The sequence below is a fragment of the Amycolatopsis sp. FDAARGOS 1241 genome (assembly GCF_016889705.1).
Lineage (GTDB): Bacteria > Actinomycetota > Actinomycetes > Mycobacteriales > Pseudonocardiaceae > Amycolatopsis.
Map to the genome: position 1 here is coordinate 6,497,770 of NZ_CP069526.1, position 24,853 is coordinate 6,522,622.

19 protein-coding genes and 3 pseudogenes are annotated in these 24,853 nt (G+C 72.1%); 10 read left to right on the forward strand and 12 right to left on the reverse strand.

Annotated elements, in window-relative coordinates:
- Positions 1 to 5 precede the first annotated feature (5 nt).
- From hemQ to hemE, 3 genes are read right to left on the reverse strand one after another with little or no spacing between them, the layout of a single operon-like run.
- Positions 6 to 698, reverse strand: coding sequence for a hydrogen peroxide-dependent heme synthase (gene hemQ, locus I6J71_RS31760; protein ID WP_204090221.1), 693 nt, complete (start codon positions 696 to 698; stop codon positions 6 to 8).
- Positions 699 to 745: 47 nt separating this feature from the next.
- Positions 746 to 2,155: a protoporphyrinogen oxidase gene (gene hemG / locus I6J71_RS31765; protein WP_204090222.1), complete on the reverse strand. Its 1,410-nt coding sequence runs from the start codon at positions 2,153 to 2,155 to the stop codon at positions 746 to 748.
- A complete protein-coding gene (gene hemE, locus I6J71_RS31770; RefSeq protein ID WP_204090223.1) occupies positions 2,152 to 3,219 on the reverse strand; it encodes a uroporphyrinogen decarboxylase in 1,068 nt (355 codons plus the stop codon). Before hemE ends, hemG begins: the two co-directional genes overlap by 4 nt.
- 236 nt (positions 3,220 to 3,455) lie before the next feature.
- On the opposite strand from hemE, the gene I6J71_RS31775 reads away from it, so the two are divergent.
- From I6J71_RS31775 to I6J71_RS31790, 4 genes are all read left to right on the forward strand, one after another.
- Positions 3,456 to 4,019: a DUF3000 domain-containing protein gene (locus tag I6J71_RS31775; protein ID WP_204090224.1), complete on the forward strand. Its 564-nt coding sequence runs from the start codon at positions 3,456 to 3,458 to the stop codon at positions 4,017 to 4,019.
- Positions 4,020 to 4,741: 722 nt separating this feature from the next.
- Positions 4,742 to 5,458, forward strand: a complete 717-nt coding sequence (locus tag I6J71_RS31780; protein ID WP_033291604.1) for a response regulator transcription factor — start codon at positions 4,742 to 4,744, stop codon at positions 5,456 to 5,458.
- 71 nt (positions 5,459 to 5,529) lie between these two features.
- Positions 5,530 to 6,795 carry a ribonuclease D gene (locus I6J71_RS31785; protein WP_204090225.1) on the forward strand — a complete coding sequence of 422 codons (1,266 nt, stop codon included), beginning with the start codon at positions 5,530 to 5,532 and terminating at the stop codon, positions 6,793 to 6,795.
- 944 nt (positions 6,796 to 7,739) lie between these two features.
- Entirely contained in the window at positions 7,740 to 8,051 is a 312-nt protein-coding gene (locus I6J71_RS31790) for a hypothetical protein (protein ID WP_204090226.1), read from the forward strand.
- Between the two features lie 2 nt (positions 8,052 to 8,053).
- Here the strand turns inward: I6J71_RS31790 and I6J71_RS31795 are convergent, their stop codons facing one another.
- Positions 8,054 to 9,004 (reverse strand): hypothetical protein, encoded by a 951-nt coding sequence (locus tag I6J71_RS31795; RefSeq protein WP_204090227.1) that lies wholly within the window; start codon positions 9,002 to 9,004, stop codon positions 8,054 to 8,056.
- Between the two features lie 125 nt (positions 9,005 to 9,129).
- On the opposite strand from I6J71_RS31795, the gene I6J71_RS31800 reads away from it, so the two are divergent.
- A complete protein-coding gene (locus I6J71_RS31800) occupies positions 9,130 to 10,365 on the forward strand; it encodes a thiolase family protein (protein ID WP_204090228.1) in 1,236 nt (411 codons plus the stop codon).
- The gene (locus I6J71_RS31805; RefSeq protein WP_204090229.1) at positions 10,362 to 12,473 is read left to right on the forward strand and encodes a 3-hydroxyacyl-CoA dehydrogenase NAD-binding domain-containing protein; all 2,112 of its coding nucleotides are present in this window, start codon (positions 10,362 to 10,364) and stop codon (positions 12,471 to 12,473) included. The genes I6J71_RS31800 and I6J71_RS31805 overlap by 4 nt, the downstream gene beginning before the upstream one ends.
- Before the next feature lie 87 nt (positions 12,474 to 12,560).
- Here the strand turns inward: I6J71_RS31805 and I6J71_RS31810 are convergent, their stop codons facing one another.
- The 6 genes and pseudogenes from I6J71_RS31810 to I6J71_RS51265 all read right to left on the reverse strand — a co-directional run.
- A complete protein-coding gene (locus I6J71_RS31810; protein WP_204090230.1) occupies positions 12,561 to 12,791 on the reverse strand; it encodes a hypothetical protein in 231 nt (76 codons plus the stop codon).
- Between the two features lie 329 nt (positions 12,792 to 13,120).
- Positions 13,121 to 13,633 carry a hypothetical protein gene (locus tag I6J71_RS31815; protein WP_204090231.1) on the reverse strand — a complete coding sequence of 171 codons (513 nt, stop codon included), beginning with the start codon at positions 13,631 to 13,633 and terminating at the stop codon, positions 13,121 to 13,123.
- A 30-nt stretch (positions 13,634 to 13,663) separates the two neighbouring features.
- On the reverse strand, positions 13,664 to 14,797 hold the full coding sequence (locus I6J71_RS31820; RefSeq protein ID WP_204090232.1) for a cell wall metabolism sensor histidine kinase WalK: 1,134 nt from the start codon (positions 14,795 to 14,797) through the stop codon (positions 13,664 to 13,666).
- Positions 14,794 to 15,471, reverse strand: coding sequence for a response regulator transcription factor (locus I6J71_RS31825; RefSeq protein ID WP_204090233.1), 678 nt, complete (start codon positions 15,469 to 15,471; stop codon positions 14,794 to 14,796). Before I6J71_RS31825 ends, I6J71_RS31820 begins: the two co-directional genes overlap by 4 nt.
- A 53-nt stretch (positions 15,472 to 15,524) precedes the next feature.
- Complete coding sequence (locus I6J71_RS49985; RefSeq protein WP_255570042.1) at positions 15,525 to 15,644, reverse strand: helix-turn-helix domain-containing protein; 120 nt, start codon at positions 15,642 to 15,644, stop codon at positions 15,525 to 15,527.
- 1,031 nt (positions 15,645 to 16,675) lie between these two features.
- Positions 16,676 to 16,999, reverse strand: a pseudogene (locus I6J71_RS51265) (PucR family transcriptional regulator ligand-binding domain-containing protein); the annotation flags it as partial.
- An 88-nt stretch (positions 17,000 to 17,087) separates the two neighbouring features.
- Here I6J71_RS51265 and I6J71_RS31835 point away from each other — a divergent pair.
- The 4 genes and pseudogenes from I6J71_RS31835 (at position 17,088) to I6J71_RS31850 (ending at position 21,409) form a co-directional block, all read left to right on the forward strand.
- Positions 17,088 to 18,543, forward strand: a pseudogene (locus tag I6J71_RS31835) (sodium:solute symporter).
- A gap of 35 nt (positions 18,544 to 18,578) precedes the next feature.
- Complete coding sequence (speB, locus tag I6J71_RS31840; RefSeq protein WP_255570915.1) at positions 18,579 to 19,523, forward strand: agmatinase; 945 nt, start codon at positions 18,579 to 18,581, stop codon at positions 19,521 to 19,523.
- Positions 19,520 to 21,212 (forward strand): annotated as a pseudogene (locus I6J71_RS31845) (thiamine pyrophosphate-binding protein). The gene speB and the pseudogene I6J71_RS31845 overlap by 4 nt, the downstream one beginning before the upstream one ends.
- Positions 21,213 to 21,223: 11 nt before the next feature.
- Positions 21,224 to 21,409 carry a hypothetical protein gene (locus tag I6J71_RS31850; protein WP_204090235.1) on the forward strand — a complete coding sequence of 62 codons (186 nt, stop codon included), beginning with the start codon at positions 21,224 to 21,226 and terminating at the stop codon, positions 21,407 to 21,409.
- Positions 21,410 to 21,548: 139 nt separating this feature from the next.
- Here I6J71_RS31850 and I6J71_RS31855 read toward each other — a convergent pair whose 3' ends face one another.
- Positions 21,549 to 22,367: a hypothetical protein gene (locus I6J71_RS31855; protein WP_239154033.1), complete on the reverse strand. Its 819-nt coding sequence runs from the start codon at positions 22,365 to 22,367 to the stop codon at positions 21,549 to 21,551.
- A 444-nt stretch (positions 22,368 to 22,811) separates the two neighbouring features.
- A complete protein-coding gene (gene dxs, locus I6J71_RS31860; RefSeq protein WP_204090236.1) occupies positions 22,812 to 24,731 on the reverse strand; it encodes a 1-deoxy-D-xylulose-5-phosphate synthase in 1,920 nt (639 codons plus the stop codon).
- Positions 24,732 to 24,853: the final 122 nt, after the last annotated feature.

Below are 24,853 nucleotides of genomic sequence, written 5' to 3' on the forward strand. Positions count from 1 at the left end.
GGCGGTTACGGCAGGGCCGCGACGAGTTCGGCCGGCGCCACGCGCGTGCCGGTGTAGAACGGGATCTCCACGCGCACGTGGCGGCGTGCCTCGGTGGCGCGCAGGTGGCGCATCAGGTCGACGATGCGGTGCAACTCGTCCGCCTCGAACGCGAGGATCCACTCGTAGTCACCGAGTGCGAACGACGCGACGGTGTTGGCCCGCACGTCCGGGTAGTCCCGCGCTTCCTTGCCGTGGTCGGCGAGCATCTTGCGCCGCTCCTCGTCCGGCAGCAGGTACCACTCGTAGGAGCGGACGAACGGGTACACGCAGATGAACTTGCGCGCTTCCTCACCCGCGAGGAACGCCGGGATGTGGCTCTTGTTGAACTCCGCGGGGCGGTGCAGCGCGACCTGGCTCCACACGGGAGTCGACGCGCGGCCGAGCGGGGTGCGCCGGAAGCCGGAGTAGGCCGCTTGGACCTGCTCGATCTCCTCGGCATGCCACCAGATCATGAAGTCGGCGTCCGCACGCAGTACGGACAGGTCGTAGACCCCGCGCACGACCACGCCCTTGTCGGCGAGACCGTCGAGGAATTCCGCCGTCTCCTGGCCCGCGGCCCCGCGGTCCTCGCCCAGCCTTCCCGGCTCGGCCTTGAAAACCGACCAAGCGGTGTAGCGGATGGTGTCGTTGAGCTCGTTGTAGTTCAGCCGCGCCATGAACCCATCCTCCCACCGCGCGCGGGCCGAGCGCCAAGCGGCTGGCGTCACACTCCGAGGGCTGCCGCGATCCGCCGCGCGGCCGCGTCCGCCGTGGCGACACACGCGGGCAGGCCGACGCCGTGCAGGGTCGCGCCTGCGACCGCCAGGCCCGGTAGCCGGGCGACGGCGGTTTCGATGCGCGTGACGCGGTCGAGGTGCCCGGCGCCGTACTGCGGCAGCCCGCCCCCCCAGCGCGTGACCAGCGTGTCGATCGGTTCGGCGGTGACGCCGGTGAGCCGCGCGAGGTCGTCGCGCACCGCGGCCACGAGCGAGTCGTCGTCGCCGGTCAGGGCGCCCGGTTCGCGGAAGCGGCCGACGGAGCCGCGGACGAGCACGGGTCCTTCGCCGCCGTAGTGGGCCCACTTGTTCGAGGAGAACGTGAAGGCCTTCGACGCATACGGCACGCCGTCGTCGTCGCGCTCCCCCGCGCCGATCAGGATCCCCGACGCATCGGGCAACTGTGTGCCGGGCGGCAGCGCGAGCGCGACGACCGCCATCGAAGCCAGCTCGACTTCGGCGAACGCCGCGGAGGCGGCCGGGGCGACGCCGTCGAGCAGTTTGCGCGCGGCGGGCGCCGGAACGGCGAGCACGACCGCGTCGACACCCACCGGGGTGTCCGCGGGCGCGTGGGCCGGCGAGGCCGCGCCGATGTCGAGGCGCCACCCGGCGGCGGTGCGGGTCAGGGCCCGGACCGCGGCGGACGTCCGCACGCTCGCGCACGAGAGTTCCCGCAGCCGGTCGAGCAGCGTGGTCAGCCCGCCGGTCAGCGTGCCGAACACGGGGGCGGTGCCGGGGGTCTTGGGCAGCAGCGACGCCGCGGCGTCGGTGAGTGAGCCGGCGCCCTCGGCCACGGCCTTCGCGAGGCCGGGCATGGTCGCACGCAGGCCGAGACCGTCGGCACCGCCCGCGTAGACACCGCCGAGCAGCGGGTCGACGAGCCGGTCGACGAGCTCGTCGCCGAACCGGCCGCGCAGCAGCGGACCGAGGGCCAGGTCGGCTTCCGTGAGCTCGACGGGACCGAGCGAACGTTCCTTCTCGACGGCCCGGCGGCCGTCTTCGGACAGCACCCCGGCGACGACGCCGGCGCACCCCGGCACGCCCATCACGGTGCCCGGCGGCAGGCCGAGGACCGCGCCACCGGCGTGGATCTTGGCGCGCGCCTTCGTGGGGTGCACGAGCCGCTCGGCCAGCCCGATCTCGGTGACCAGTGCCGTGACCTCGGGCCGGCGCGCGAGGAACGCTTCGGCGCCGACGTCGTAGGGCACGCCGCCGACCTCGGCCGTGCGGAGCTTGCCGCCGGTGGCGGGGGTGCTTTCGAAGACAGTGATCGCGACGGCGTCGCCGAGCAGCGTCCGCAGCCGGTAGGCGGTGGTCAGGCCGGAGATGCCGCCGCCGACGACTGCGACGTGCTTCACAGCGAGTGCACCAGCTCGACGACCCGGGCCAGCACCTCGGGCTCGACGCCGGGCAGCACACCGTGGCCCAGGTTGAAGATGTGCCCGTCCGCCGCGCGGCCCTCGTCGACGATGCGGCGCACCTGGGCCTCGATCACGGGCCAGCCCGCGTACAGCAGTGCGGGGTCGAGGTTGCCCTGGACCACGGCCGAGCCGCCGAGCCGGCGCACGGCCTCGTCGAGCGGCACGCGCCAGTCGACGCCGACCACGTCGGCGCCGGCGTCGCGCATCGCCTTGAGCAGCTCACCCGTGCCGACGCCGAAGTGGATCCGCGGCACGCCGTAGTCCGCGACGCCTTCGAGGACCTTCCGCGAATGGGGCTGGACGAACTCGCGGTAGTCGCGCTCGGACAGCGCGCCGGCCCACGAGTCGAAGAGCTGGATCGCGTCGGCGCCGGCGTCGAGCTGCGCGCGCAGGAAGGTCAGGGCGATGTCGGCGAGCCGGCCCGCGAGCTCGTGCCACAGCACCGGCTCGGCGTGCATGAGGGCCTTGGTGTGCTCGTGGTTGCGGCTCGGCCCGCCCTCGATGAGGTAGCTGGCCAGCGTGAACGGCGCGCCGGCGAACCCGATCAGCGCCGTGTCGCCCAGGCGCTGGACGAGCAGGCCGACACCTTCGGCCACGCGCGCGACCTGATCGGGCTCGAGCAGCGGCAGTGCCCGCACGGCCGCGGTGTTGCGCACCGGCTCGGCCACCACGGGACCCGTGCCGGGCACGATGTCGATGTCCACCCCCGCCGCCTTGAGCGGCACCACTATGTCGCTGAACAGGATCGCCGCGTCGACGCCGTGGCGGCGGACCGGCTGCAGCGTGATCTCGGCGAGCATCTCGGGGTCGAAGCACGCGTCGAGCATCGGGACGCCCTCGCGCAGCTTCCGGTACTCCGGCAGCGACCGGCCGGCCTGGCGCATGAACCACACGGGGGTGCGCGCGGGCCGCTCCCCGCGCGCGGCGGCGAGGAAGGGCGAACCGGCGAGGTCGCGACGGGTCGGGACTGGTGCGGGGGAAACCTGGGCCACGACGTCCATGCTCCCACGCGCGCTCGGGGCGCCCGGGCGGGGAGGCGCCGGTCTGCCCGGTACCTCTGCCGCGGCCCCCGGGGCCGACGGCCGGTACGGACGCGGCGGCGGTGCAGGCTTCTTCCCGGCGACCGGGAACTTCACGAGTCCGGGCGGACCAACCGGAACGGGACCATTCGGCCGGTCGGGTCTTCCCTCGGCGCGCCTGCGTCCGCAACGGGGCGTCGCCGCCCTACAGTCGGTGCGTGACCGCGATGACGCCAGTGCCCGAGCTCTTCCGCGAAGCCGTCGCGGCGCTGAAGTCCGTCCGGCCCCGTCCCGAGGTGCAGCTGGAGACGATGCGCGCACCGCAGCGCCTGGCACCGTGGTCGTACGCGCTGAGCTGCGAGGTTTCGGGACCGGCCGACGTGCTGGCGTCGGGCCGCCTGGTGCTGCTGCACGACCCCGAGGGCCAGGAGGGCTGGGACGGCGTGCTGCGGCTGGTCATGTACGTGCGGGCCGAACTCGACCGCGAACTCGCCACGGACCCGTTCCTGCCGGCCGTGGGCTGGTCGTGGCTGACCGACGCCCTCGAGGCATCGGGCGCGTCGCACCGGGCGCTCGGTGGCACGGTGACGGAAACCTCGTCGGCGCGCTTCGGCGACATCGCCGGCCCGGCGCGCACCGACGACCTGGAGCTGCGGGCGTCCTGGACGCCCACCGACGCCGCACTGCGCGCCCACGGTTACGCGTTCTGCCAGGTGATGGCGAGCGTCGTGGGTCTGCCGCCGGTCGGCGTGACGCTGTTCGAACAGCGCCAGAGCTCCTGAAGCGCGAGCCGGCTCCCGGCTGAATCCCGCTCGCTTTCGTTCGATTTCCGAAGTTCACCCGGACGGGCACACCACCCGAGGGCCCTTGCGCGTCCTGAACGTGCCCACAACGGCCCTTCGTGGTCTGGACGACCGACGACACCGGCGGGCGACCGAACGCGGTTCTGAGCGCCGTTCACGTCCGTCCACCCCGGACCGCACGCACTAGCACGCACGGGCGCCCACGTTCGTGAAGACCCGGCGATCACGCGCTGTCATGCCCTGGTCACCCACCCCGTTGGCGCTCCGGGACCCGGATCCGGCCCCAGCGGCCCCGCGCGGACCCACCCGGAGCCCCATCCGGCAAACGTGAAGAAAGTTGATCTTGCCCCGGCCGAGGCCGATTTCCGGCGTCTGGTGGACTCCTCGGGAGGCCCCCGGGCGGAAGCACCGGCAGGTGCACGGCCCACCTGCACGGGCATTTCAGGCTCGGTAACTAGGTTGCATCGCACTTGCAAGCTCTTCCGTTAACAAATGACGCAGCACTAGCCCGATCGTGTGACAGCGAACGCCCTGAGTGACGGGTCGTTTCAGATAGATACCCATTCGATCCCCCCGTAACGGCCTCTGGGCGGCTACAGTGCCTTCGACGACACCACTTTCGGTCTAAAGCTGGCGCGGCTGAACGGCCGAAGGTCCCGGTGCCGGTCGGGGGGCACGACCGACTCCAGGGAGGTAGTGACGTGGCTACCGTCGGCTTATCTCAGGCCGTTCGATCCACGCCAGCCGGTGCATTGCCGGCGAGCATGGTTCCGCACCCGCGGGAAGAGCTCTTTTCCGTGTTGGTGGTCGATGACCACCCGCTGTTGAGGGAGGCGATCGCAGCACGACTCGCACAGATGGGTGCGGGCACGGTCCACGAGGCCGCCACGGTGGCCGAGGCGAGGGCGCGAGCACAGGCCACCGGCCCGTGCGACCTGGCGATCCTCGATCTCGGACTGCCGGACGGCAGCGGCATCGAGCTGGTTACGGAACTCCGTAGCCACGGATGGCCGCGTGTGGTGGTGCTCGCATCGTCCGACGACCCGTACGCGGTCAGGTCGGCGTTCCAGGCCGGTGCCCAGGCGTACCTGCTGAAGTCCGCGTCGCCGGTGGTGGTCACCGACGGCGTGCGCAGGGTCCTGGAAGGGGGCGTCTACGCCGACCCGAGCGTGGCCCCGGTCCTGGCGACCGGCACGCGGGTCGCGGGCACCGACAACACGCCGCGCGAGCTCTCCGCCCGCGAGGTCGAGGTGCTTCAGCTCGTCGCCGACGGGCAGTCGAACAAGGAGATCGGGGAGGAGCTTTCGCTCTCCGCGCTCACCGTGAAGTCGCACCTCTCCCGGATCGGGCGCAAGCTCGGCACGGGTGACCGGGCGCAGATGGTCGCGCTGGCGATGCGAGCCGGTGTGATCCGCTGACGAAGGCGAACAGAGGCCCTGCGGGGCGGGCGGACCAGGCGCGGTACGCCCGTCCCGTAGGGTCGCACACCATGGGAAGTGCACAGGCGGACGGCGTTCGGACCGGAGAGACCATCACCGAGGACGCCGGATCGCCCGTGCTGCTACGCGAGCCCGCCGAAGGCACACCCCCCGTCGTGACCGACGCGGCGGCGCTCGCCGAGGCGTGCGCACGGCTCGCCGCGGGGACCGGCGCCGTGGCCGTGGACACCGAACGGGCGTCCGGCTACCGCTACTGGCCCAAGGCCTACCTCGTGCAGCTGCGCCGCGAAGGCTCCGGCACGGTGCTGATCGACCCGATCGCACTGGCCGACGACCTCGCCCCGCTGCGTGAGGTCCTCAACGACACCGAGTGGGTGCTCCACGCCGCGTCCCAGGACCTGCCGTGCCTGGCGGAGCTGGACCTGCACCCGAAGTCCCTCTTCGACACCGAGCTGGCCGGCCGGCTGGCGGGCTACGAGCGCGTGGCGCTGGGCACGCTCGTCGAGCTGCTGCTGGGCTACACGCTCGAAAAGGGCCACAGCGCCGCCGACTGGTCGAAGCGGCCACTGCCTGTCGACTGGCTCAACTACGCCGCGCTGGACGTCGAGCTGCTCAACGAGCTGCGCGAGAAGCTCGAGGCCGAGCTGGTGGCCCAGGGCAAGATCGAGTGGGCGCGGCAGGAGTTCGAGAACGTCCGCACCGCTCCCCCGCCCGCCCCGCGCGCCGAGCCGTGGCGCCGGACGTCGGGCGTGCACAAGATCCGCAGCCCGCGCGGCCTCGCCGCCGTGCGCGAGCTGTGGCAGGCCCGCGACGAGCTGGCGCGCAAACGCGACCGCGCGCCCAGCCGCATCCTGCCCGACAGTGCCATCATCAACGCCGTCGTCTCCGACCCGAAGACTGTCGAGGAGCTGCAGGCCCTGCCAGTGTTCAGCGGGCGCGTGCAGCGCAAGTACACGGCCAGCTGGCTGCGCCACCTGCAGGCGGCCAAGAGGCTGCCCGCGAGCGAGCTGCCCAGCCCTACCCAGCCCTCCGACGGCCCGCCCCCGGTCAACCGCTGGGCCGACAAGGACCCCGACGCGGCCGCCCGCCTCTCCGCGGCCCGCACGGCGCTGGCCGCCATCGCGGAAGACCGCCGGCTGCCGGTGGAGAACCTGATGCTGCCGGACCTGGTGCGCCGCACCTGCTGGCGCCCGCCGGCGGACCTGTCGGAGGACGGCGTCGCCGAGGTGCTACGCGCCGGTGGGGCACGGCCCTGGCAGGTGGAGCTGACGGCGGGGGCCTTGAGCAAGGCGCTGCACTCGACGGCCGGCGCTTGAGCAAAACCGCTCGGGGTGGCGGTCCACGGACTGCCAGGCTTCCGCCCGTGAACATGCTTTCCTTCGGGCACCAGGGTCCGGCTTCGGCCACCCGCCGGTGCCCGCACCTGGGTGGTCCGCACTCTCTCGGCCACTGCCTGGTCTTCACCGGAGTCGCCGGAGAGTTCGACGTGCTGTGCGAGGCGTGCGCCGCTGATCCGGGCGCCGCTTCACTCGAAGCGATCTGCCCGAGGTGCGTGGCGACGACTCACCGGGTCCTCAATGTCGACCGTATCGTCGGCACGCCGTGGCCCGTCCACCGTGACGCGCCGATCGGCGGCCGGTGGCCAGGCGAGCGTGCTCGGTCGTCCCGCTCGGCGACCGCTGCCTCGCTCCCCTGCCGGACGGCTGGCTCGCCCTGACCGCCGAAGGTCTCGCGGCTATCCCGACGAAGACGGCCCCCGATCGGTCAGCGGGCCGATCCTGCTGCCCGCCGAGGGCTCGCCCGAGTCCCGGCACCACGAACCGACGCCGGCTCTGCACACGTCCACAGACGGCGAGCGGGCCGCTGTGGTCTGCGACTACGGCAGCCACGGCGTGGTCCTCGCGACCCGCACCGGCGAGGTCGTGCGGCGGCTCCACCACGAGGACTACCACAGCGAGCTGGTGCGGTTCCCGTTCGCATTCCTACCCGGCCACTCCACTGCCGCCACGGCGTGGAACCGCCTCGACCTCTTCGCCGCGGAGACCGGCGACCGGATCCCGCTGGACGGTGAAGACCCGGACCACTTCCACGGCGGCCTCACGCCGAGCCCGTCCGGTCGCTGGCTCGTCGACGAGGGCTGGGTCTGGCACCCGGTCGGCGTCCCCAGCGTGATCGACGCGGCGGCCTGGCTCTCCGGCGACGCTCGCGCACCACGAGATCCGCAGCCGCTGGCCGACCGCGGGTTCGGGTGGACACACCGATGGCCTGGCTGGGCGACGATCTCCTGGCCGTCCACCAGCCCGGCCCGGACCACGGCGAAACCATCGACGGGGTCGAGCTGTCCGACCCGGTCACCCGGGAGAGCCGCGGGCTCTTCGCGGGCCCGGACGGTCCGATGTGGGCGGTCGAAGACCTGCTGTACGTGACCGCCGCCGAGGGCTTCGAGGTCTGGGACCCGGCGGACGGCTCCCGGATCGCGTTCGCCCCCGGTTTCCGGCCCACTGCCGCCGACCCGCGCACCGGCCGCTTCGCCGAGCTGCGCGACGGGTCACTGCGCGAGTGGATCCGCTGAGCTCAGCCCCAGCGGTCCAGGACCTCTTGCGCGGCAACCAGTTCCGGGTGCCCCGCCGGCCACGCGCCCGCGGCCAGCACCGCCCGCGCGTGGAACGCCGCCACCTCCGGATCCGGGTGCACCTGGGCCAGCGTGCCGCGGTTGCGCAGCGTCTGGCGCCACCCGCCCCAGCCGTCGGCGACGAGGGGACCCAGGAGGCCGGCCGCGGCGGGGTGGTCGCCGGTGAGCACGAGCGTGTCGGCGAGGCACTGGCGGTGGAAGCCGTCGCGGGGGTGGCGGTCGGCGAGGGCGCGCAGGGGCTCGAGGACGGCGGCGCCGCGTTCGGCGGTGATCGTCAGACGGGTGGCCTCTGCGCGGTCGAGGTCGGCGGACTTGCGCAGGAACGGGACGATCTTCTCGTCGATCTCGCGCAGCGCCTCGTCCTGGCGGTCCGCGTCGCAGAGCGCGACCACGTCCGCGAAGCGCACGCCGACGGTCAGCGGGTCCTCGTCGCCCAGCTCAGCAGCGCAGTAGCGGACGAGCGAGGCCGACGCGGCGACGCGCTCGTCGACCCGGTCGGCGACGCCCAGGACCTCGACCAGCGCGCGGCGGCAGCCGATCGTCTCGGCTTCGGCGCCCCAGACCTGTTCGAAGACGCCCTCCGTCTCGGCCAGCAACGGCACCGCCTCGTCGGGCCGGCCCTGCCCGGACCACGACAGCGCGAGGTACTGCCAGACCGTCAGCGTCAGCTTGCCCTGCGCCCCGAACTCGGCGGTCGCGGGCGGAACGAGCTCGCGGAAGACCTGCTCGGCGTCGCGCCATTCGCCGCGCTCGCCGAGCGCTACGCCCACCTGGAGGAGCTCGGTGAGGTCGCGCGCGCCGGATCGGCCCCGCAGCCGCCCCGCAGCCGCGCGCAGCGCACCGACCTCGTCGACGGGCCGGGCTCCGAAGCGCCACCGGGAGGTTCTGTCCACGCTGCGAAGTATGTCAGGTGCGCGGGAGTGTGCCGTACCCCACTCGTCCGGGCCACTCCACTGGTTACTCATGGGTAACAAGGGCTATCGTGCGGACAGGATTTCTGTCTACTTCAGGAGCATTCGTGGCCGCACCAGTTACGCCGCCGCTCGCGCCGACCGCGCGAGGGGTACGGAACGTCGTGTTCGTCGAAGGGGTACGCACCCCCTTCGGCAAGGCGGGCGACAAGGGCATCTACGCCGGGACCCGGGCGGACGACCTCGTGGTCAACGCCATCCGCGAGCTGCTGCGGCGGCACCCCGAGCTGCCGCCCGAGCGGGTGGACGACGTCGCCATCGCGGCGACGACGCAGATCGGCGACCAGGGCCTCACGATCGGGCGCACGGCGGCGCTGCTGGCCGGCCTGCCGAAGTCCGTGCCGGGCTTCGCGATCGACCGCATGTGCGCCGGCGCCATGACGGCCGTGACCACCGTCGCGAGCGGGATCGGCTTCGGTGCCTACGACATCGCCATCGCGGGCGGCGTCGAGCACATGGGCCGCCACCCGATGGGTGAGGGCGTGGACCCCAACCCGCGCATCATCGCCGACAAGCTCGTGGACCCGACGGCGCTCGTCATGGGCCAGACCGCCGAGAACCTGCACGACCGGTTCCCGGAGATCACCAAAGAACGCACCGACGCCTACGCCGCGCGCAGCCAAGAGCGTTACGCCGAGGCCGTGAAGGCCGGCAAGATCGGCCCCGAGCTGGTTCCCGTCGCGATCCGGTCGAAGGAACTCGGCTGGGGACTGGCCACTGAGGACGAACCACCCCGGCCGGGCACGACCGTCGAAGGGCTGGCGAAGCTCAAGACGCCGTTCCGCCCGCACGGGCGCATCACCGCGGGCAACGCGGCCGGCCTCAACGACGGCGCGACCGCGTCGATCATCGCCGACGAGGAGACCGCGCGCGAGCTCGGCCTGCCCGCCGCGATGCGGCTGGTCGGCTACTCCTTCGCCGGCGTCGAGCCGGAGGTCATGGGCATCGGCCCGATCCCGGCCACGGAGAAGCTGTTCAAGCGCACCGGCCTGTCGATCGACGACATCGGCCTGTTCGAGATCAACGAGGCGTTCGCCGTGCAGGTGCTGGCGTTCCTCGACCACTTCGGCATCGACCAAGACGACCCGCGCGTGAACCAGTGGGGCGGCGCGATCGCGTGCGGCCACCCGCTGGCCTCGTCGGGCGTGCGGCTGATGACGCAGCTGGCGCGCCAGTTCGCCGAGCGCCCCGACGTGCGCTACGGCATGACGACGATGTGCATCGGCATCGGCATGGGTGGCACCGTGATCTGGGAGAACCCGGCGTACGAGGGGGCGAAGTGATGTTCACCGCTGAAGAGGCCAAGGCCGCGTTCCCGGACGAAGTCGTGACCACCGCCGTCACGCGCCTGGTGAAGGTGCCCGGGCTCGACAAGCCGGTCGCACTGATCACGCTCGACAACGGCCACGACCACACGCGCCCGAGCACGTTCGGCCCGCAGGGTCTGGTGTCGCTCAACGCGGCGCTGGACACGGCGTTCGTGGCCGAGCCCGCGGCGATCGCGGTCACCGGCAAGCCGTTCGTCTTCGCCGTCGGCGCGGACCTGTCCGGTGTGGAGGCCGTGGCGGACCCGGCGCTGGCGCGCAAGATCGCCGAGACCGGCCACGAGGTGTTCCGCCGCCTGACCGATTCCGCGATCCCGACGTTCGGCTTCGTCAACGGCGCGGCGATGGGCGGCGGGCTCGAGTTCGCCTTGTCGTGCCACTACCGCACGCTGTCGGAGAACACCGCCGCGATCGCGTTCCCGGAGGTGTTCCTCGGCCTGTTCCCGGGCTGGGGCGGCACGCAGCTGCTGCCGAACCTCATCGGCGCGGATGCCGCCGTCACGGTGATCATCGAGAACGCGCTGGCGCAGAACAAGATGCTGAACGTGAAGCAGGCGGCCGAGCTCGGCATCGTCGACGAGGTGTTCGGCTCGGCCGACTACCTCGAGCAGTCGCTGCTGTGGCTCGCCAAGGTCGTCAACGGCGAGGTCACCCCGGCGCGGCGCGAGATCGACCGCGGCGCCGGCTGGGACGCGGCGATCGCGCGGGCGAAGTCCATCGTGGACGGTCGCACGCACGGCGCGTCGCCGGGCGCGACGAAGGCCGTCGAGCTGCTGGAGCTGGCGCGGGAGAACGATCTCGACCGCGGGTACGCCGCCGAGACCGATGGTCTGGCCGAGCTGCTGATGTCCGACGAGCTGCGCGCCGGGCTGTACTCGTTCAACCTCGTGAACAAGCGCGCCAAGCGGCCGGCCGGTGCGCCGGACAAGTCCTTGGCGCGCAAGGTGGACAAGGTCGGCATCGTCGGTGCGGGCCTGATGGCGAGCCAGCTCGCGCTGCTGTTCGTACGACGCCTCAAGGTGCCGGTGGTGCTCACGGACGTCGACCAGGAGCGGATCGACAAGGGCGTGGGCTACGTCCACGGCGAGATCGACAAGCTGCTCGCCAAGAAGCGGGTGTCGCCGGACGGCGCGAACCGGCTCAAGGCGCTGGTCACGGGTTCGCTCGACAAGGCCGCGTTCGCCGACGCCGACTTCGTGATCGAAGCGGTGTTCGAGGAACTCGGCGTGAAGCAGCAGGTGTTCGCGGAGCTGGAGCAGCACGTTTCGCCCGAGGCGATCCTCGCGACGAACACGTCGTCGCTGTCGATCACCGCGATGGCCTCGAAGCTGCAGCACCCCGAGCGCGTGGTGGGCTTCCACTTCTTCAACCCGGTGGCCGTGCTGCCGCTGCTGGAGATCGTGCGCGGCGAGAAGACCGACGACGCGGCCCTGGCGACGGCGTTCGCGGTCGGCAAGCAGCTGAAGAAGTCGAGCGTGCTCGTGAAGGACGCGACGGCGTTCGTCGTGAACCGGCTGCTGCTGCGCTTCCTCGGCGAGGTGCTGGTGGCGGTCGACGAGGGCACACCGTTCGACGTCGCCGACTCGGCGCTCGAGCCGCTCGGCCTGCCGATGTCGCCGCTGAACCTGATGCAGCTCGTCGGACCGGCGATCGCGCTGCACGTGGGCGAGACGCTGCACGCGTCGTTCCCGGACCGCTTCACCGTGAGCGAGAACCTCGCGAAGTTCGTGCAGGCGGGCAAGAAGGGCGTCTGGACCTGGGACTCGTCGGGCACCGCGTCCGTCGACCCGGAGGTCGCCGAACTGTGGACACAGGGCGACGAGCCGTCCACGGCCGAGCAGGTCCGCGACCGCGCGCTGAACGCCATCGCCGAGGAAATCCGCATCATGCTCGACGAGGGTGTGGTCGCGGAAGCGCAGGACATCGACCTCTGCCTGATTCTCGGTGCGGGCTGGCCGTTCTGGCTCGGTGGCATCACGCCGTACCTGGACCGCGCGGGCGTGTCGGAGCGCGTGAACGGCAAGCCGTTCCTGGCTCCGGGTGTCGCTTCGGTTCCGGTCGCCTGATCGAGACCGGGGTGGCTGTCCTGTGTGGACGGCCGCCCCGGTCCGGCCACTCGGCGCGGCGGTTTTCGCCGGATTCCTCCTGCCCCGTCAGAACTCGCCCGCGCGCGGGCACGCCGCGCCCCGCTTGTCCGGCGCCACCCGATCGCGGACGGCGTTCAGATCGTAGGTTTGGGCGATCTTCGCGGCCGGGAACCGCTTGGCGAGTTCCGCCGCGTAGGCGGTGAGGTCGATGCCCGGCACGGGAACCACGGTCACCGTGGCCGGCATGTTGTTCTCCTGACTCGCCTCGGCCAGCAGGTCGCGCCGGTCCTTGACCATTTTGGAAGCGCACCCAGGCCTCCGCCTGGGTCTCGGTGCACACGCGGCGCGCCTTGGGGTCGTCGGCGAGCACCGCGGCCGCCTTCCGCACCTCGGCGTCGACATCGCGCCTGTCGGTACCGGCGTCGAAGAACACGCGCACGGCCGGTGCCCGGGCAGCGGCACCGGCGTGCGGTCCACCGGCAGCGGAGCCGGCCGCACGATCGCCGCGGCGACGACGGCCAGGTCGGCGCCCGCGCCGAGCGCGAGCACCAGCACCCGGGCGAGCCGGCGCCAGATGCGAATCCTCATGGGGCGATCATCACACACCCGGCCGGGACCAGTCCCGGTCAGAACTCCCCCGCACGCGGGCACGTCCGGCCGTCGCGGGGTTTGCCGAACATCTTGTTGAAGGCGTTGACGTCCATGGAGTAGACGTCCTGCGCCCGCGGGAACCGGGCCTTCAGCCGGGCGGTGTAGGCGGCGAGGTCGGTGGCCGGCAGCGGCAGCACGGTGACGACCGCCGGCGAGCTCTCCTCGCCACCCAGGCCGTTCAGCATCTCGGGGTGGTCCTTGAAGCCGTCGCGCAGTGAGAGGTACGAGTCGTGTTTGGTCTCGACGAAGACCAGGCGCGCGTCGGCGTCGTCGTGGAACGAGGCGGCGGCGCGGGTCATCTCTTCGTCGGTGTCGAAGTACACCTGGACGTCCCGGCACGGCTGGTGCGCGGCCAGCGGCACCGGCGTGCGGTCCACCGGCAGCGGGTCCGGCCGGACCACCGTGGCCACGGCGAAGGCCAGCCCCACACCCGCACCGAGCGCAACCACCAGGACCGGCGCCAGCCCGCGCCACATGCGAATCCCCACGCACGATCATCACCGAACAGCGCGGGAACGTTACCGGGCCGGGCCCACCGGCAGGTGCACTGTGACCGTCAACCCCCCGCCCACCACCGGTTCCGCGGAGATCGCGCCCCCGTGGGCCTGCACGGCGGCGCGGACGATGGACAGGCCCAGGCCGGCACCCGAGCGGGCCGTGCGGGCAACCCCGGCGCGGCGGAACGGTTCGAACAGCACCGGCACGGCCGCCGGGTCCAGCAGCCCGCCCGAGGAGCGCACGCGCAGCGTCGCCCACTGCGGGCCGGGCCGCGTGCTCACTTCGAGCCAGCCGCCGTCGACGTTGTGGCGGACGGCGTTCTCGACGAGGTTGCCCGCGATCCGTTCCAGCAGGGCGGGGTCGCCGAAAGCGGGTGCGCCGGTCAACGAGAACTCGGCGCGCAGGCCTCGCGAAGACGCCTCCGCCCGCACCGCCGCCCACGCGCGGTCGACGAGCACGGCCAGGTCCACGGGTTCCCGGACGACGAGCCCCGCACCGTCCGTGCGAGCCAGCAGCAGCAGTGAATTCACGAGCTGGCCCGCGCGTTCCGTGGCGTCGCGCACCACGCCGCCCATGCGGCGCAGCTCGGCTTCGTCGGCGTGCTCGTCCGACAGCGTCACGTCGAGTTCCGTGCGGATGACCGAAAGCGGCGTACGCAGCTCGTGGCTGGCGTTGGCGACGAAGTGGCGCTGCGCGTCGAACGCGGCCTGCAGGCGGTCGAGCATGTCGTCGAACGTGCGGGCCAGCTCGGCGAGCTCGTCGCGCGAGCGGACCTCGCCGATGCGCTCCCCCAGCGACTCCACCGACAGCCGCTGCGCCGTGCCGGTGATCTCACGCAGCGGCAGCAGCACGCGCGAGGTGAAGGTCCAAGCCAGGATCGCCGCCGCGGCCACGACGAAGCAGAACGCCAGCGATCCGAACAGCAGCACCCGGTTCACCGCGTGGGTGCGCAGGTGCTGCGCGAGCGTGGACGCGTCGACGTCCACGCCGTCCACCCGCACGACCGTGCCGGGTGGCATGTGCGGCACGGCGTCCACCGCGTCGCCCACGAGCGACCACGCCAGCCACAGCAGGAGCAGCCCGGCCGCGGCCACGAGTACGGTCGCGAGGATCGTGACCCTGGCCCGCAGGCTGCGTGTGCCGGGCAGGTTCACTCCGCGCCGGCCTCCGCGACCGGAACCCGGTAGCCCGAACCCACCACGGTCTCGATGATGCCCGGCTCGCCCAGCTTCTTCCGCAGGGTCATCACAGTGACCCGCACGGTCGTGGTGAACGGGTCGGCGTTCTCGTCCCACACGCGCTCCAGCAGCTCTTCGCTGCTCACCACGGACCCCGACGCCGACAGCAGCACCTCGAGCACGCCGAATTCCTTGCGCGTCAGCTCGATCGGCCCGCTCGCGCGGCGCACGGTGCGCTTCGCCGGGTCCAGCTCCACGTCGCCGGCGGTCAGCAGCGGCGGCGCGGCCGGGGTTGCGCGGCGGCCGAGCGCGCGCACGCGGGCGACGAGCTCGGGGAACGCGAAGGGTTTCGCGAGGTAGTCGTCGGCACCGAGCGACAGGCCGTCGACGCGGTCGGAGACGGAGCTGCTCGCGGTGAGCATGAGCACCCGCGTGAGCTCGCCGGACGCGACGATCTCGCGGCACAGCTCGTCGCCCGACATCCCGGGCAGGTCGCGGTCGAGCAGCACGACGTCGTACCGCGTCACGGTTGACTTCTCGTGCCCATCGTCACCCGTCAGGGCGACGTCCACCGCCATGCCCTCGCGACGCAGGCCGCGGGCGATCGCGTCGGCCAAGGGCTCTTCGTCTTCGACTACCAGAACACGCACGAGTCCACAATCCCACAGTTTCCTGAGAGCACCTGAGAGACCGGAATGGACACTCAGGCTGTGGACCACCGCAAGGCGAACCACAGCCGCATCCGCGTCTCCGGATCGGCGAGATCCACGGCCAATGCCCGCTCCGCCTGTCCGATCCGGTGCCGGACGCTGTTGCGGTGCACGCCGAGCTCCGCGGCCGTGCGGTCCCGGCCGCCATGGTGCCCCGAGCCACGTCCGCAGTGTCCGCACCAGCTCCCGGTCCTGCCTCCGGTCCAGCTCCCGCAACGGGGCGAGCACCCGAACGGCGAATTGCCCCGCCGCGTCCGGGGAAACCAGCACGTCGAAGCCGAGCGGATCGGTCTCGGCCACGACCGGCCGACCCAGTGTTCGCGCCCGCGCCAGCAACAGTTCCGCTTCGGCGAGCGCGCCCGGCAACCCGTCGGCAGGGACCGGAGAGCGCGCCACGGCGAGCCAGCCGTGTTCGCGCAACCCGTCGAGGCCGGCGGGCACCGCGGTCACCACGGCGAGGAACCGCGGCCCCGGCAGCACCTGGACGAGCGGGGTGTCGAGCCGGGCGCGCAGCCAGTCGTGCCACACGGCGACCTCGTCCGGGCCCCGGCGGTGCGCGACACCGGCGACGAGCCGGGCCCGCGCCGAACCCAGCACCGCCGAGAGCCCGGTCGCGCCGCCCTGGCCGAGCAGCAGTCCCGTGGCCGCGGCTCCGAGTTCGGCCGTGTCGGAGCCGGTGCGGCCGACGAGCCCGAGCAGCGCCGCGCCGACGGCCAGGATCGAGCGGGCGCCGCCGTCGAATCGGCGCCGCCGCCCGAGCACGAGCAGGTGCCGCCGTCGCCTGCGGGTACACCGGCTGCGCCACCACGTACGTGCCGTCGGCCAGTTCGGTGGTCGCACTGCGGACGCCGGTGCCCGCACGCAGCGTGGCGAGCAGCTCGGTCACCTCCGGCGGCAGCGGTTGCGGGGCGGCGTGCCCGGCCACGTGCTCGCCGACCGGCCCGACGAGCGCCACCCAGCCGCGCAGCCGGGCCGCCAGCGCTGTCACGAGCGCGCCCATGCCGTCGCCGGCGGCGCGCGTCAGCGCTTCCCACGCGGCTGCCGTCTGGCGCTGTTCCCGTTGTCCCGCTTCGGTGAGCGAGACCGCGACGGCCCGGCTGATCGCCAGGAACGGCGTGCGCGGTGGCACGACGACGAGCGGCAGGCCGTGCCGCACGCACGCGTCACGCAGCGGTTCCGGCAGCGTCTCCGACACCGTCGGCGTGAGGCCGAAATCGAGCGCGGTCACACCGGCGTCACGCAGCCGCCGGACGTATCGGTCGGCTTCGCGGGGCAGGTTGACCCCCGCGGTGAGCACCAGTTCGGCGCCCAGCAGATACGGCGCCGGATCGTCGAGCTCGCTCACGTGGGCCCAGCGCACCGGCACGTCGAGCGCGAGCTGCGGGTCGCCGATGACGGTCCGTAGCGGCACGGTCACCTCAGCGGACTCGTACTCGAGGTTCTGGGCCGTTCCATCCCGGCTTTCCACGGTTCTTGGTCGGATCGTCCCATGCCGCAGGGGTGGCGGGCGAACCTACGGTGGCCCGCACATCCCGCAGACGACCGAGGAGTACACCGTGGGCGGCGACTACGCGGTGATCGCGCTGTATATCGCGGGCATGATCGGCGTGGGCCGGCTCGGCCTGCGGCCGGCGAAGACGAAGCCCGATTACCTCGTGGCGGGCCGGCGGCTGGGCTGGTTCATGTACTCGGGCACGATGTCGGCCATCGTGCCCGGCGGCGCGTCGACGGTCGGCGGTGTGAAGCTCGGCTACGCCTACGGTGTCTCCGGCGCGTGGCTGGTGGTCACGATCGGCGCCGGCATCCTCGTGCTCCACGCGGTGTTCGCGCGGCGACTGGTGAGGCTGCGCGTCTACACCGTCGGCGAAATGCTCGACCTGCGCTACGGCGGGCGCACCCGCGCGGTCTCCGGCGTGGTGATGTGGGGCTACACGCTCATGCTCACCGTGACCTCGACGCTGGCGTTCGCGTCGATCTTCAAGGCCCTCTTTTCGATCCCGGCTGGGCGGGCATCGCCATCGGCGGTTCGATCGTGGTGGTGTACTCGGTGCTCGGCGGCATGTGGTCGATCACGCTCACCGACATCGCGCAGTTCGTGATCAAGACCGTCGGCATCCTGTTCGTGCTGCTGCCCGTCGCGCTGGTGTCCGCGGGCGGGTTCGGCGGGATGGCCGCGAAGCTCGACGGCACCCACTTCGAGTTCACCTCGATCGGCGGCGGCACCATCCTCACGTACTTCCTCATCTACACCTTCGGCCTGCTGATCGGGCAGGACATCTGGCAGCGCGTTTTCACCGCGCGCACGCCGCGCGGCGCGACCGGCGGCGGCATCATCTCGGGCGTGTACTGCCTCGTCTACGGTGTGGCCGGCGCTCATCGGCACGGCCGCGAAGGTCCTCTACCCCGACCTCGGCAGCGCACACGACGCGTTCGCCACCATCGCCGAACGGCTGCTGCCCACCGGCGTGCGCGGGCTCGTGCTGGCGGCCGCTCTGTCGGCGCTCATGTCGACCTCCAGCGGCGCGCTGATCGCGTGCTCGACCACCACGACGTCGGACCTGCTGCGCAAGATCGGTCTCAAGGGCGGCGAAGTCCTGCGCAACCGGATCACCATGCTCGTACTGGGGATCGTCGCCATCGGCCTCGCGATGGTCGTCGACGACGTGGTCGACGCGCTCACCATCGCCTAGACATTCTCGTCGGCGGCCTGCTGGTGACGATCATCGGCGCCTTGTTCTGGCAGCGCGGCACGCGGCAGGGCGCGTGCGCGTCGATGGTGGCCGGCACCGGGTTCGTTGATCGCGTTCATGATCCGTCGACGGTGTCGCCGCCAACAGCCCGATCTACTGGGGTCCCGGCGCGAGCCTCGTCGTGTACGTCGCGGTGAGCCTCGCGACGCCGCGCACGCCCGAAAGCATCCTGACGGTCTGGACGCGGCGCCGGATCGGGTCCGCGGCCGAAGCCGAAGCGACCGGCGTGTCTTCGGAATCCCCCGCCACCGCGCAAGCCTGAACCGACGAGAACCAGGAGAACCCGCAGTGAGTGACCTGCCCCCGATCGGCCCGCTCGACTCGTCGCGCGTCCCGCGCTTCGCCGGCTTCGCGACGTTCGCACGGCTGCCGCGGCTCGACGAGGTGGCGCACGCCGACGTCGCCGTGGTCGGTGTGCCGTTCGACTCCGGCGTGTCCTACCGGCCGGGCGCGCGCTTCGGCCCCGCCGCGGTACGGGAGGCGAGCCGGCTGCTGCGGCCCTACCACCCGGCGCTGGACGTGTCGCCGTTCGAGCAGCGGCAGGTGGTGGACGCGGGCGACCTCGCCGTGAACCCGTTCAACATCGGCGAAGCCATCGACAAGGTGCAGCAGGACGCCGAAGACCTCAGCGCCGGCGGCACGCGGCTGGTGACGGTCGGCGGCGACCACACGATCGCGCTGCCGCCGCTGCGTGCGGCGGCGAAGAAGCACGGTCCCGTGGCGCTGCTGCACTTCGACGCGCACCTGGACACGTGGGACACCTACTTCGGCGAGCCCTACACGCACGGCACGCCGTTCCGGCGCGCCGTCGAGGAAGGAATCCGCGACACCAGCGCGCTTTCGCACGTCGGCACGCGCGGTCCGCTCTACGGCAAGCGCGACCTCGAGGAGGACCGCCGGCTCGGCTTCGGCATCGTCACCTCCGGCGACGTGCTGCGCCGCGGGATCGACGAGACCGTCGACGCACTGCGCCAGCGCATCGGCAACCGGCCGCTGTACGTGTCGGTGGACATCGACGTGCTCGACCCCGCCCACGCCCCGGGCACCGGCACGCCCGAGGCCGGCGGCATGACGAGCCGTGAACTGCTGGAGATCCTGCGCGGGCACCGCGATCTGCACCTGGTCGGCGCCGACGCCGTCGAACTCGTGCCCGCCTACGACCACGCCGAGATCACCGCGATCGCGGTCTCGCACGTGGCCTACGACCTGGTGAGCCTGCTGGCTCTGGGGAAGAACGAATGAGCGAATCACCCAGCACAGCGCGTTCGGCGAGTGCCGGACCGAGCGCCGGCGAGGCGCGGGCAACTCGGATCGGGGGCGGTGTCGTCGTCGAGACGCTGCGGGCGCTCGGCGCGGACACGGTGTTCGGCCTGCCGGGCCAGCACGCGCTGGGCCTGTTCGAGGCGCTGCGCCGCGCCGGCGACGTGCGTGTGGTCGGCTCGCGGGTCGAGAACAACCTCGCGTTCGCGGCCGACGGCTTCGCGCGGGCCCGGCTCGCCGCGGATCCCCACGGGCCGGTGCCGGTCACGCCGATGGTCGTGTCGACCGGCCCGGGCGCGCTGCTGACGCTGGCCTCGCTGCAGGAGTCGCGCGCGGCGTCGGTGCCGGTGCTGGGGATCTCGAGCCAGGTCCCCGTCGGCGGGCTCGGTGGCGGACGGCACGGCTACCTGCACGAGCTGCCCGACCAGCAGCGATTTTCGCGACGTGGTGAAGTCCGTGCACGTGGTCCGCACCGCGAGCCAGATCCCGACGGCGCTGCGCGAAGCGTGGACGGTCGCGGCGACGGCGCCGTATGGGCCGGTGTGGGTTGAGATCCCGCAGGACGTGCTGCTCGCGCCGGCCGCACTGCCGCCGCTGAGCGCGGTCCCGGCCGCGCCCGCGCCGCTCGAACCGCTGCCGGACCTGGTGGCCGAGGCGGCGAAACTCCTTGCGGCAGCGCGAAACCCGGTGATCCTCGCCGGCGGCGGCGCACTGCGGTCCAGCGCCCACGACGAGCTGCGCGCGCTCGCGGAAGCGCTCCGCGCACCCGTGGTGTCGACCTTCGGCGGCAAGGGCGTGTTCGGCTGGGACCACGAGCTGTCGGCGCGGTCGTGGCTGGAGGACTGGCACACCACGGAGTTCCTCGCCGCCGCCGACGTGCTGCTGGCGCTCGGGTCCGCGCTCGGCGAGCTGTCGAGCAACACCGCGAGTTCGCGCCGCGCGGCCGCGTGATCCAGGTCGAAGCCGACCTCGGGAAGCTCGAGTCGAACTGCCCCGCGCTCGGCGTCCACGCCGACGTGCGGTTCTTCCTGCGGGCGCTGGAGGTTCCCGCCCGCGCCGCCGACGGGCGTGCCGAAGCGGCAGTGGCCGAACTGCTCGGCCGCGTCGAAACCCGGTTGGCCGAGCAGGACCTGGACGCGCAGCGCAAGCTCGCCGACGACCTCCGCGCCGCCCTGCCCCGCGGCGCACAGACGTTCTGGGACATGACGATCGGCGCCTACCGGGCGTGGTCGGCGTGGCGCCCGGACGGCGCGCCGATCCACACCGCGCAGGGCGCCGGCGGCCTCGGCTACGGCTTGCCCGGCGCTCTCGGCGCGGCCGCTGCGGGGCGTCCCGGCACTGGCCGTCTCCGGTGACGGCGGCGCGGTGTACGGCCTGGCCGAATTGGCGACCGCGAAACAGCACCGGCTCGACGTCACCTGGCTCATCATCGACGACGGCGGCTACGGCATCCTGCGCGAGTACCTCACCGGCGCGTTCGGCGAGACCACGGCCACCGAACTGACGCGGCCCGACTTCGTGGCGCTGGCCGAGTCGTTCGGCGTCCCGGGCGTGCTGTCCACCTTGGACTCCGTGGGCGCGAATCTCGCGAAGGCGCTGCGCACGCCGGGTCCGTCGGTGGTCGTACTGCCCGCTGTGCTGAAGATGTTCGCCCCGACCCACCTGGAGTAGCGGGGACCCACGTGCTGAACTTCGGCGCCGGCTCCCCCGCCGGCGCGGGCACGCTCAGCTACGCCGCGACCGGCGAGGCGTCCGGCACGAGCGTCCTCTCCGGACAGGCCGAAGTCGACAAAGCGATGACCGCCGCCGCGCGGGCGTTCCGCACGCGGCGCACAGCACTCCGACCGAACGCCACACCGCGCTGCTGAAGCCGGCCGGCGCTCGAAACCCGCGCGGAGGAGTTCGCGGCGCCGCCGGCAGCTCGAGGGCACTACGCGAGACGTGACCCGCGGTTCGGGTGAGGTGCGGACGAGCGAGAAGACCACCGAGCTCGAGCAGCAGGTCGTCTCACAAGTCGGCCGTTGACGTCGCGGTTTCCAACGAGTGGAGCGACACGTACCTCTGCTGCTGCACGAACGCTGTACCCCGGCCGCTGCCTTCGTGCGGCAACGACCTACTCAGTTGACGGTGATCGGGGTGACCCGGCCCGGTGAGCAAGAACACTTGGTAGCGCCCGTCGGCCCACACAGCAGAGGAGGCGTCGATGACCGCGGCGATCTTCCGATCGAATCGATCGGTTGACGAACGAAGCTTGCTCGCTGACACATCGGTCCACTCGACGTTGTCACGACGATGCAGGACGGCGGGAACCTCTCGCTTCACTTCGCGGTCTGCGTAGAACGCGAGGCGCTGACCCGGCCGGAAACCACGTCCAGCCTGGCACACGTAGGCGCGGCAGCTCTCATACAACGACCACGCGTTCTTCGCGGGCACAACGACGGTGTCGTCGGCGGTAACCGGCCGCTCTGCGTAGACAGCCAGGACGCGGCTGCACCTCTTCAGCCACTGAGCGGCCGCGTCGTCGATGTAGGAGGCGAGCTCCAGCACGTGGCGCACTTCGAACGGGATGTCGACGTTGATCGCCGAGTCGTGATGCGACAATCGGTTTCTGAACCTCCGGACGCGCTCGACCGCCACGGCGACTTGCTTGCGTTTGCCGTTCGAAAGGGGAAGCGCACGATGCAGGCAGTCGCGCCAAAGGTCCTCGTCCTTGACTCCGAGCAACCCCGACCAAAGGCCGAAGCTGAGGCCGGCGATGATCTGGTGCCGGGTCTCTTGACGCTGAGGCCTGAGGCGCTGTCTCACAGTGGCGACTGCCTCAGCCACGTGGTCTCCACCCGGAGTGGGCAACAGGAACCACGGAATCCCGTACTCATCCTCGCGATGGTGCTCCCGGTGACAACGGTCCAGAGCATTCCGGAGCAACACTTCCCAGTGGCCTACCGTGTGGAAGGCCGCCGAGGACGTGCGTGCGCTCCATTCATACAGAGCAAGAGCGACGGCTCGATCACCGTCGGCCTGGGCCAGGTAGGGGGCCATCCGCGGTTCGGACAGCATGCTCCAGACCGCAGGCCGATCGACTTCGACAGAATTCACTGAGTGATGTCATCGTTTACCTCGAACGCCCCAGTGTCGCCTCTGCTTGCACGCGCCTGGGGCTCCTTTATTTCTGGCGTCGGCCACCCACACGAACCCTGTCGAGGCAACGGGCAAGACGGAAACGGCGGATTCCCCGAAGGAAACCCGCCGTTCGATCAGCTCTGCCGGTGATCAGCCCCGCGGGTTCTCCGCCGGGACGTCCTGCGCCGAGCCCAGGCGGCCGGACGCCCACTCCGTGATGCGCCGCGCGACGTTCTGGGCGGTGAGGCCGACGCGGTCGAGAACCTGGTCGCGCGTGCCGTGCTCGTGGAAGGTCTGCGGGACGGCCAGGTCGCGCAGCGGGACGTCGCAGTCGGCGTCGCGCAGGAGGGCCGCGAGGGCGGAGCCGAAGCCGCCGTGGCGGCCGCTGTCCTCGACGGTCACGACGAGGCGGTGCTGCTCCGCGAGGGCGACCAGCTCGGCGGGCACCGGGACGACCCAGCGCGGGTCGACGACGGTCACGCCGATGCCTTGGTCGGCCAAGCGATCGGCGACCGCGAGGGCCAGTTTGCCGAACGAACCCACGGCGACCAGCAGCACGTCCGGCGTGCAGGTCTCGCGCGGGCGGCGCAGCACGTCGACCGTGCCGAGGCGCTCGAGGGCCGGCACGTCGGGGCCGACCGAGCCCTTCGAGAACCGCAGCGCGGTCGGGCCGTCGGAAACGGCCACTGCCTCGCGCAGCTCCTCGCGCAGGGTGCCCGGGTCGCGCGGCGCGGCCACCCGCATGCCGGGCACCATGCCGAGCAGCGAGAGGTCCCACATGCCGTGGTGGCTCGGGCCGTCGGGACCGGTGATGCCGGCGCGGTCGAGCACGAACGTCACGGGCTGGCGGTGCAGCGCGACGTCCATCAGGACCTGGTCGAACGCGCGGTTGAGGAACGTGGAGTAGACCGCCACCACCGGGTGGCAGCCGCCCATCGCGAGGCCGGCCGCCGAGGTCACGGCGTGCTGCTCGGCGATGCCGACGTCGAACCAGCGGTCCGGGAACCGGTCGGCGAACTTCTCCAGCCCGGTGGACCGCAGCATCGCCGCCGTGATGGCCACCACGTCTTCGCGCTCGGCGCCGATCTTCGCGAGCTCGTCGCCGAACACCCCGGTCCAGCTCGGGCCCTTCACCGGCGGCAGCCCGGTCTCGGGGTCGATCGGGTCGGTCTGGTGCATCTGGTCGGCCTGGTGGTTCACCGCCGGCGCGTAGCCGTGGCCCTTCTCGGTGACGACGTGCACGATCACCGCACCGCCGAACGAGCGTGCGCTGTGCAGCGCCTTCTCCAGCGCGACCAGGTCGTGGCCGTCGACCGGGCCGAGGTACTTGAGGCCGAGGTCGGAGAACATGACCTGCGGGCTCAGCGCGTCCTTGATGCCGGCCTTCGCGGCGTGCAGCGCCGCGTAGATCGGCTTGCCCACCACCGGCGTGCTGCGCAGGATCTCGCGGCCGCCGTCGAGCAGGCGCTCGTAACCGGGCTGCAGGCGCAGCGAGGCGAGGTGGTCGGCGAGGCCGCCGATGGTCGGCGAGTAGGAGCGGCCGTTGTCGTTGATCACGATGACGACCGGGCGGTCCTTGTTCGCCGCGATGTTGTTGAGCGCCTCCCAGCACATGCCGCCGGTCAGCGCACCGTCGCCGACGACCGCCACGGCGTGGCGCGGGGCGCCGCCGGACAGCTCGAACGCCTTCGCCAGACCGTCCACATAGGACAGCGCGGTGGACGCGTGGCTGTTCTCCACCAGGTCGTGCTCGCTTTCGGCGCGCGACGGGTACCCCGTCGGGCCACCGAGCTGGCGCAGTTTGTCGAAATCACCGTGACGGCCCGTCACGATCTTGTGGACATAAGCCTGGTGGCCCACGTCCCACACGATCGCATCGCGTGGTGACTCGAACACGCGGTGCAGCGCGAGCGTGAGCTCCACGACACCCAGGTTCGGCCCGAGGTGGCCACCCGAACGCCGCACCTTCTCGACGAGGAAGTCCCTGATCTCGGCGGCCAGCTCGTCGAGGTCCTCGACGCTCATGCGCTTCAGGTCCGCCGGTCCGTGCACGGAGTCCAGCATCGTCACAGCTCCACCTCGCCTGGTTCCCTTCGCTCCCGCCAGATCCGGCCAGTCTACGGACCGGCGCCACCACCGCTGCGGCACCCGCTCCCGGATCACACGTGAGCACCCGTCGCAACACCACGGTC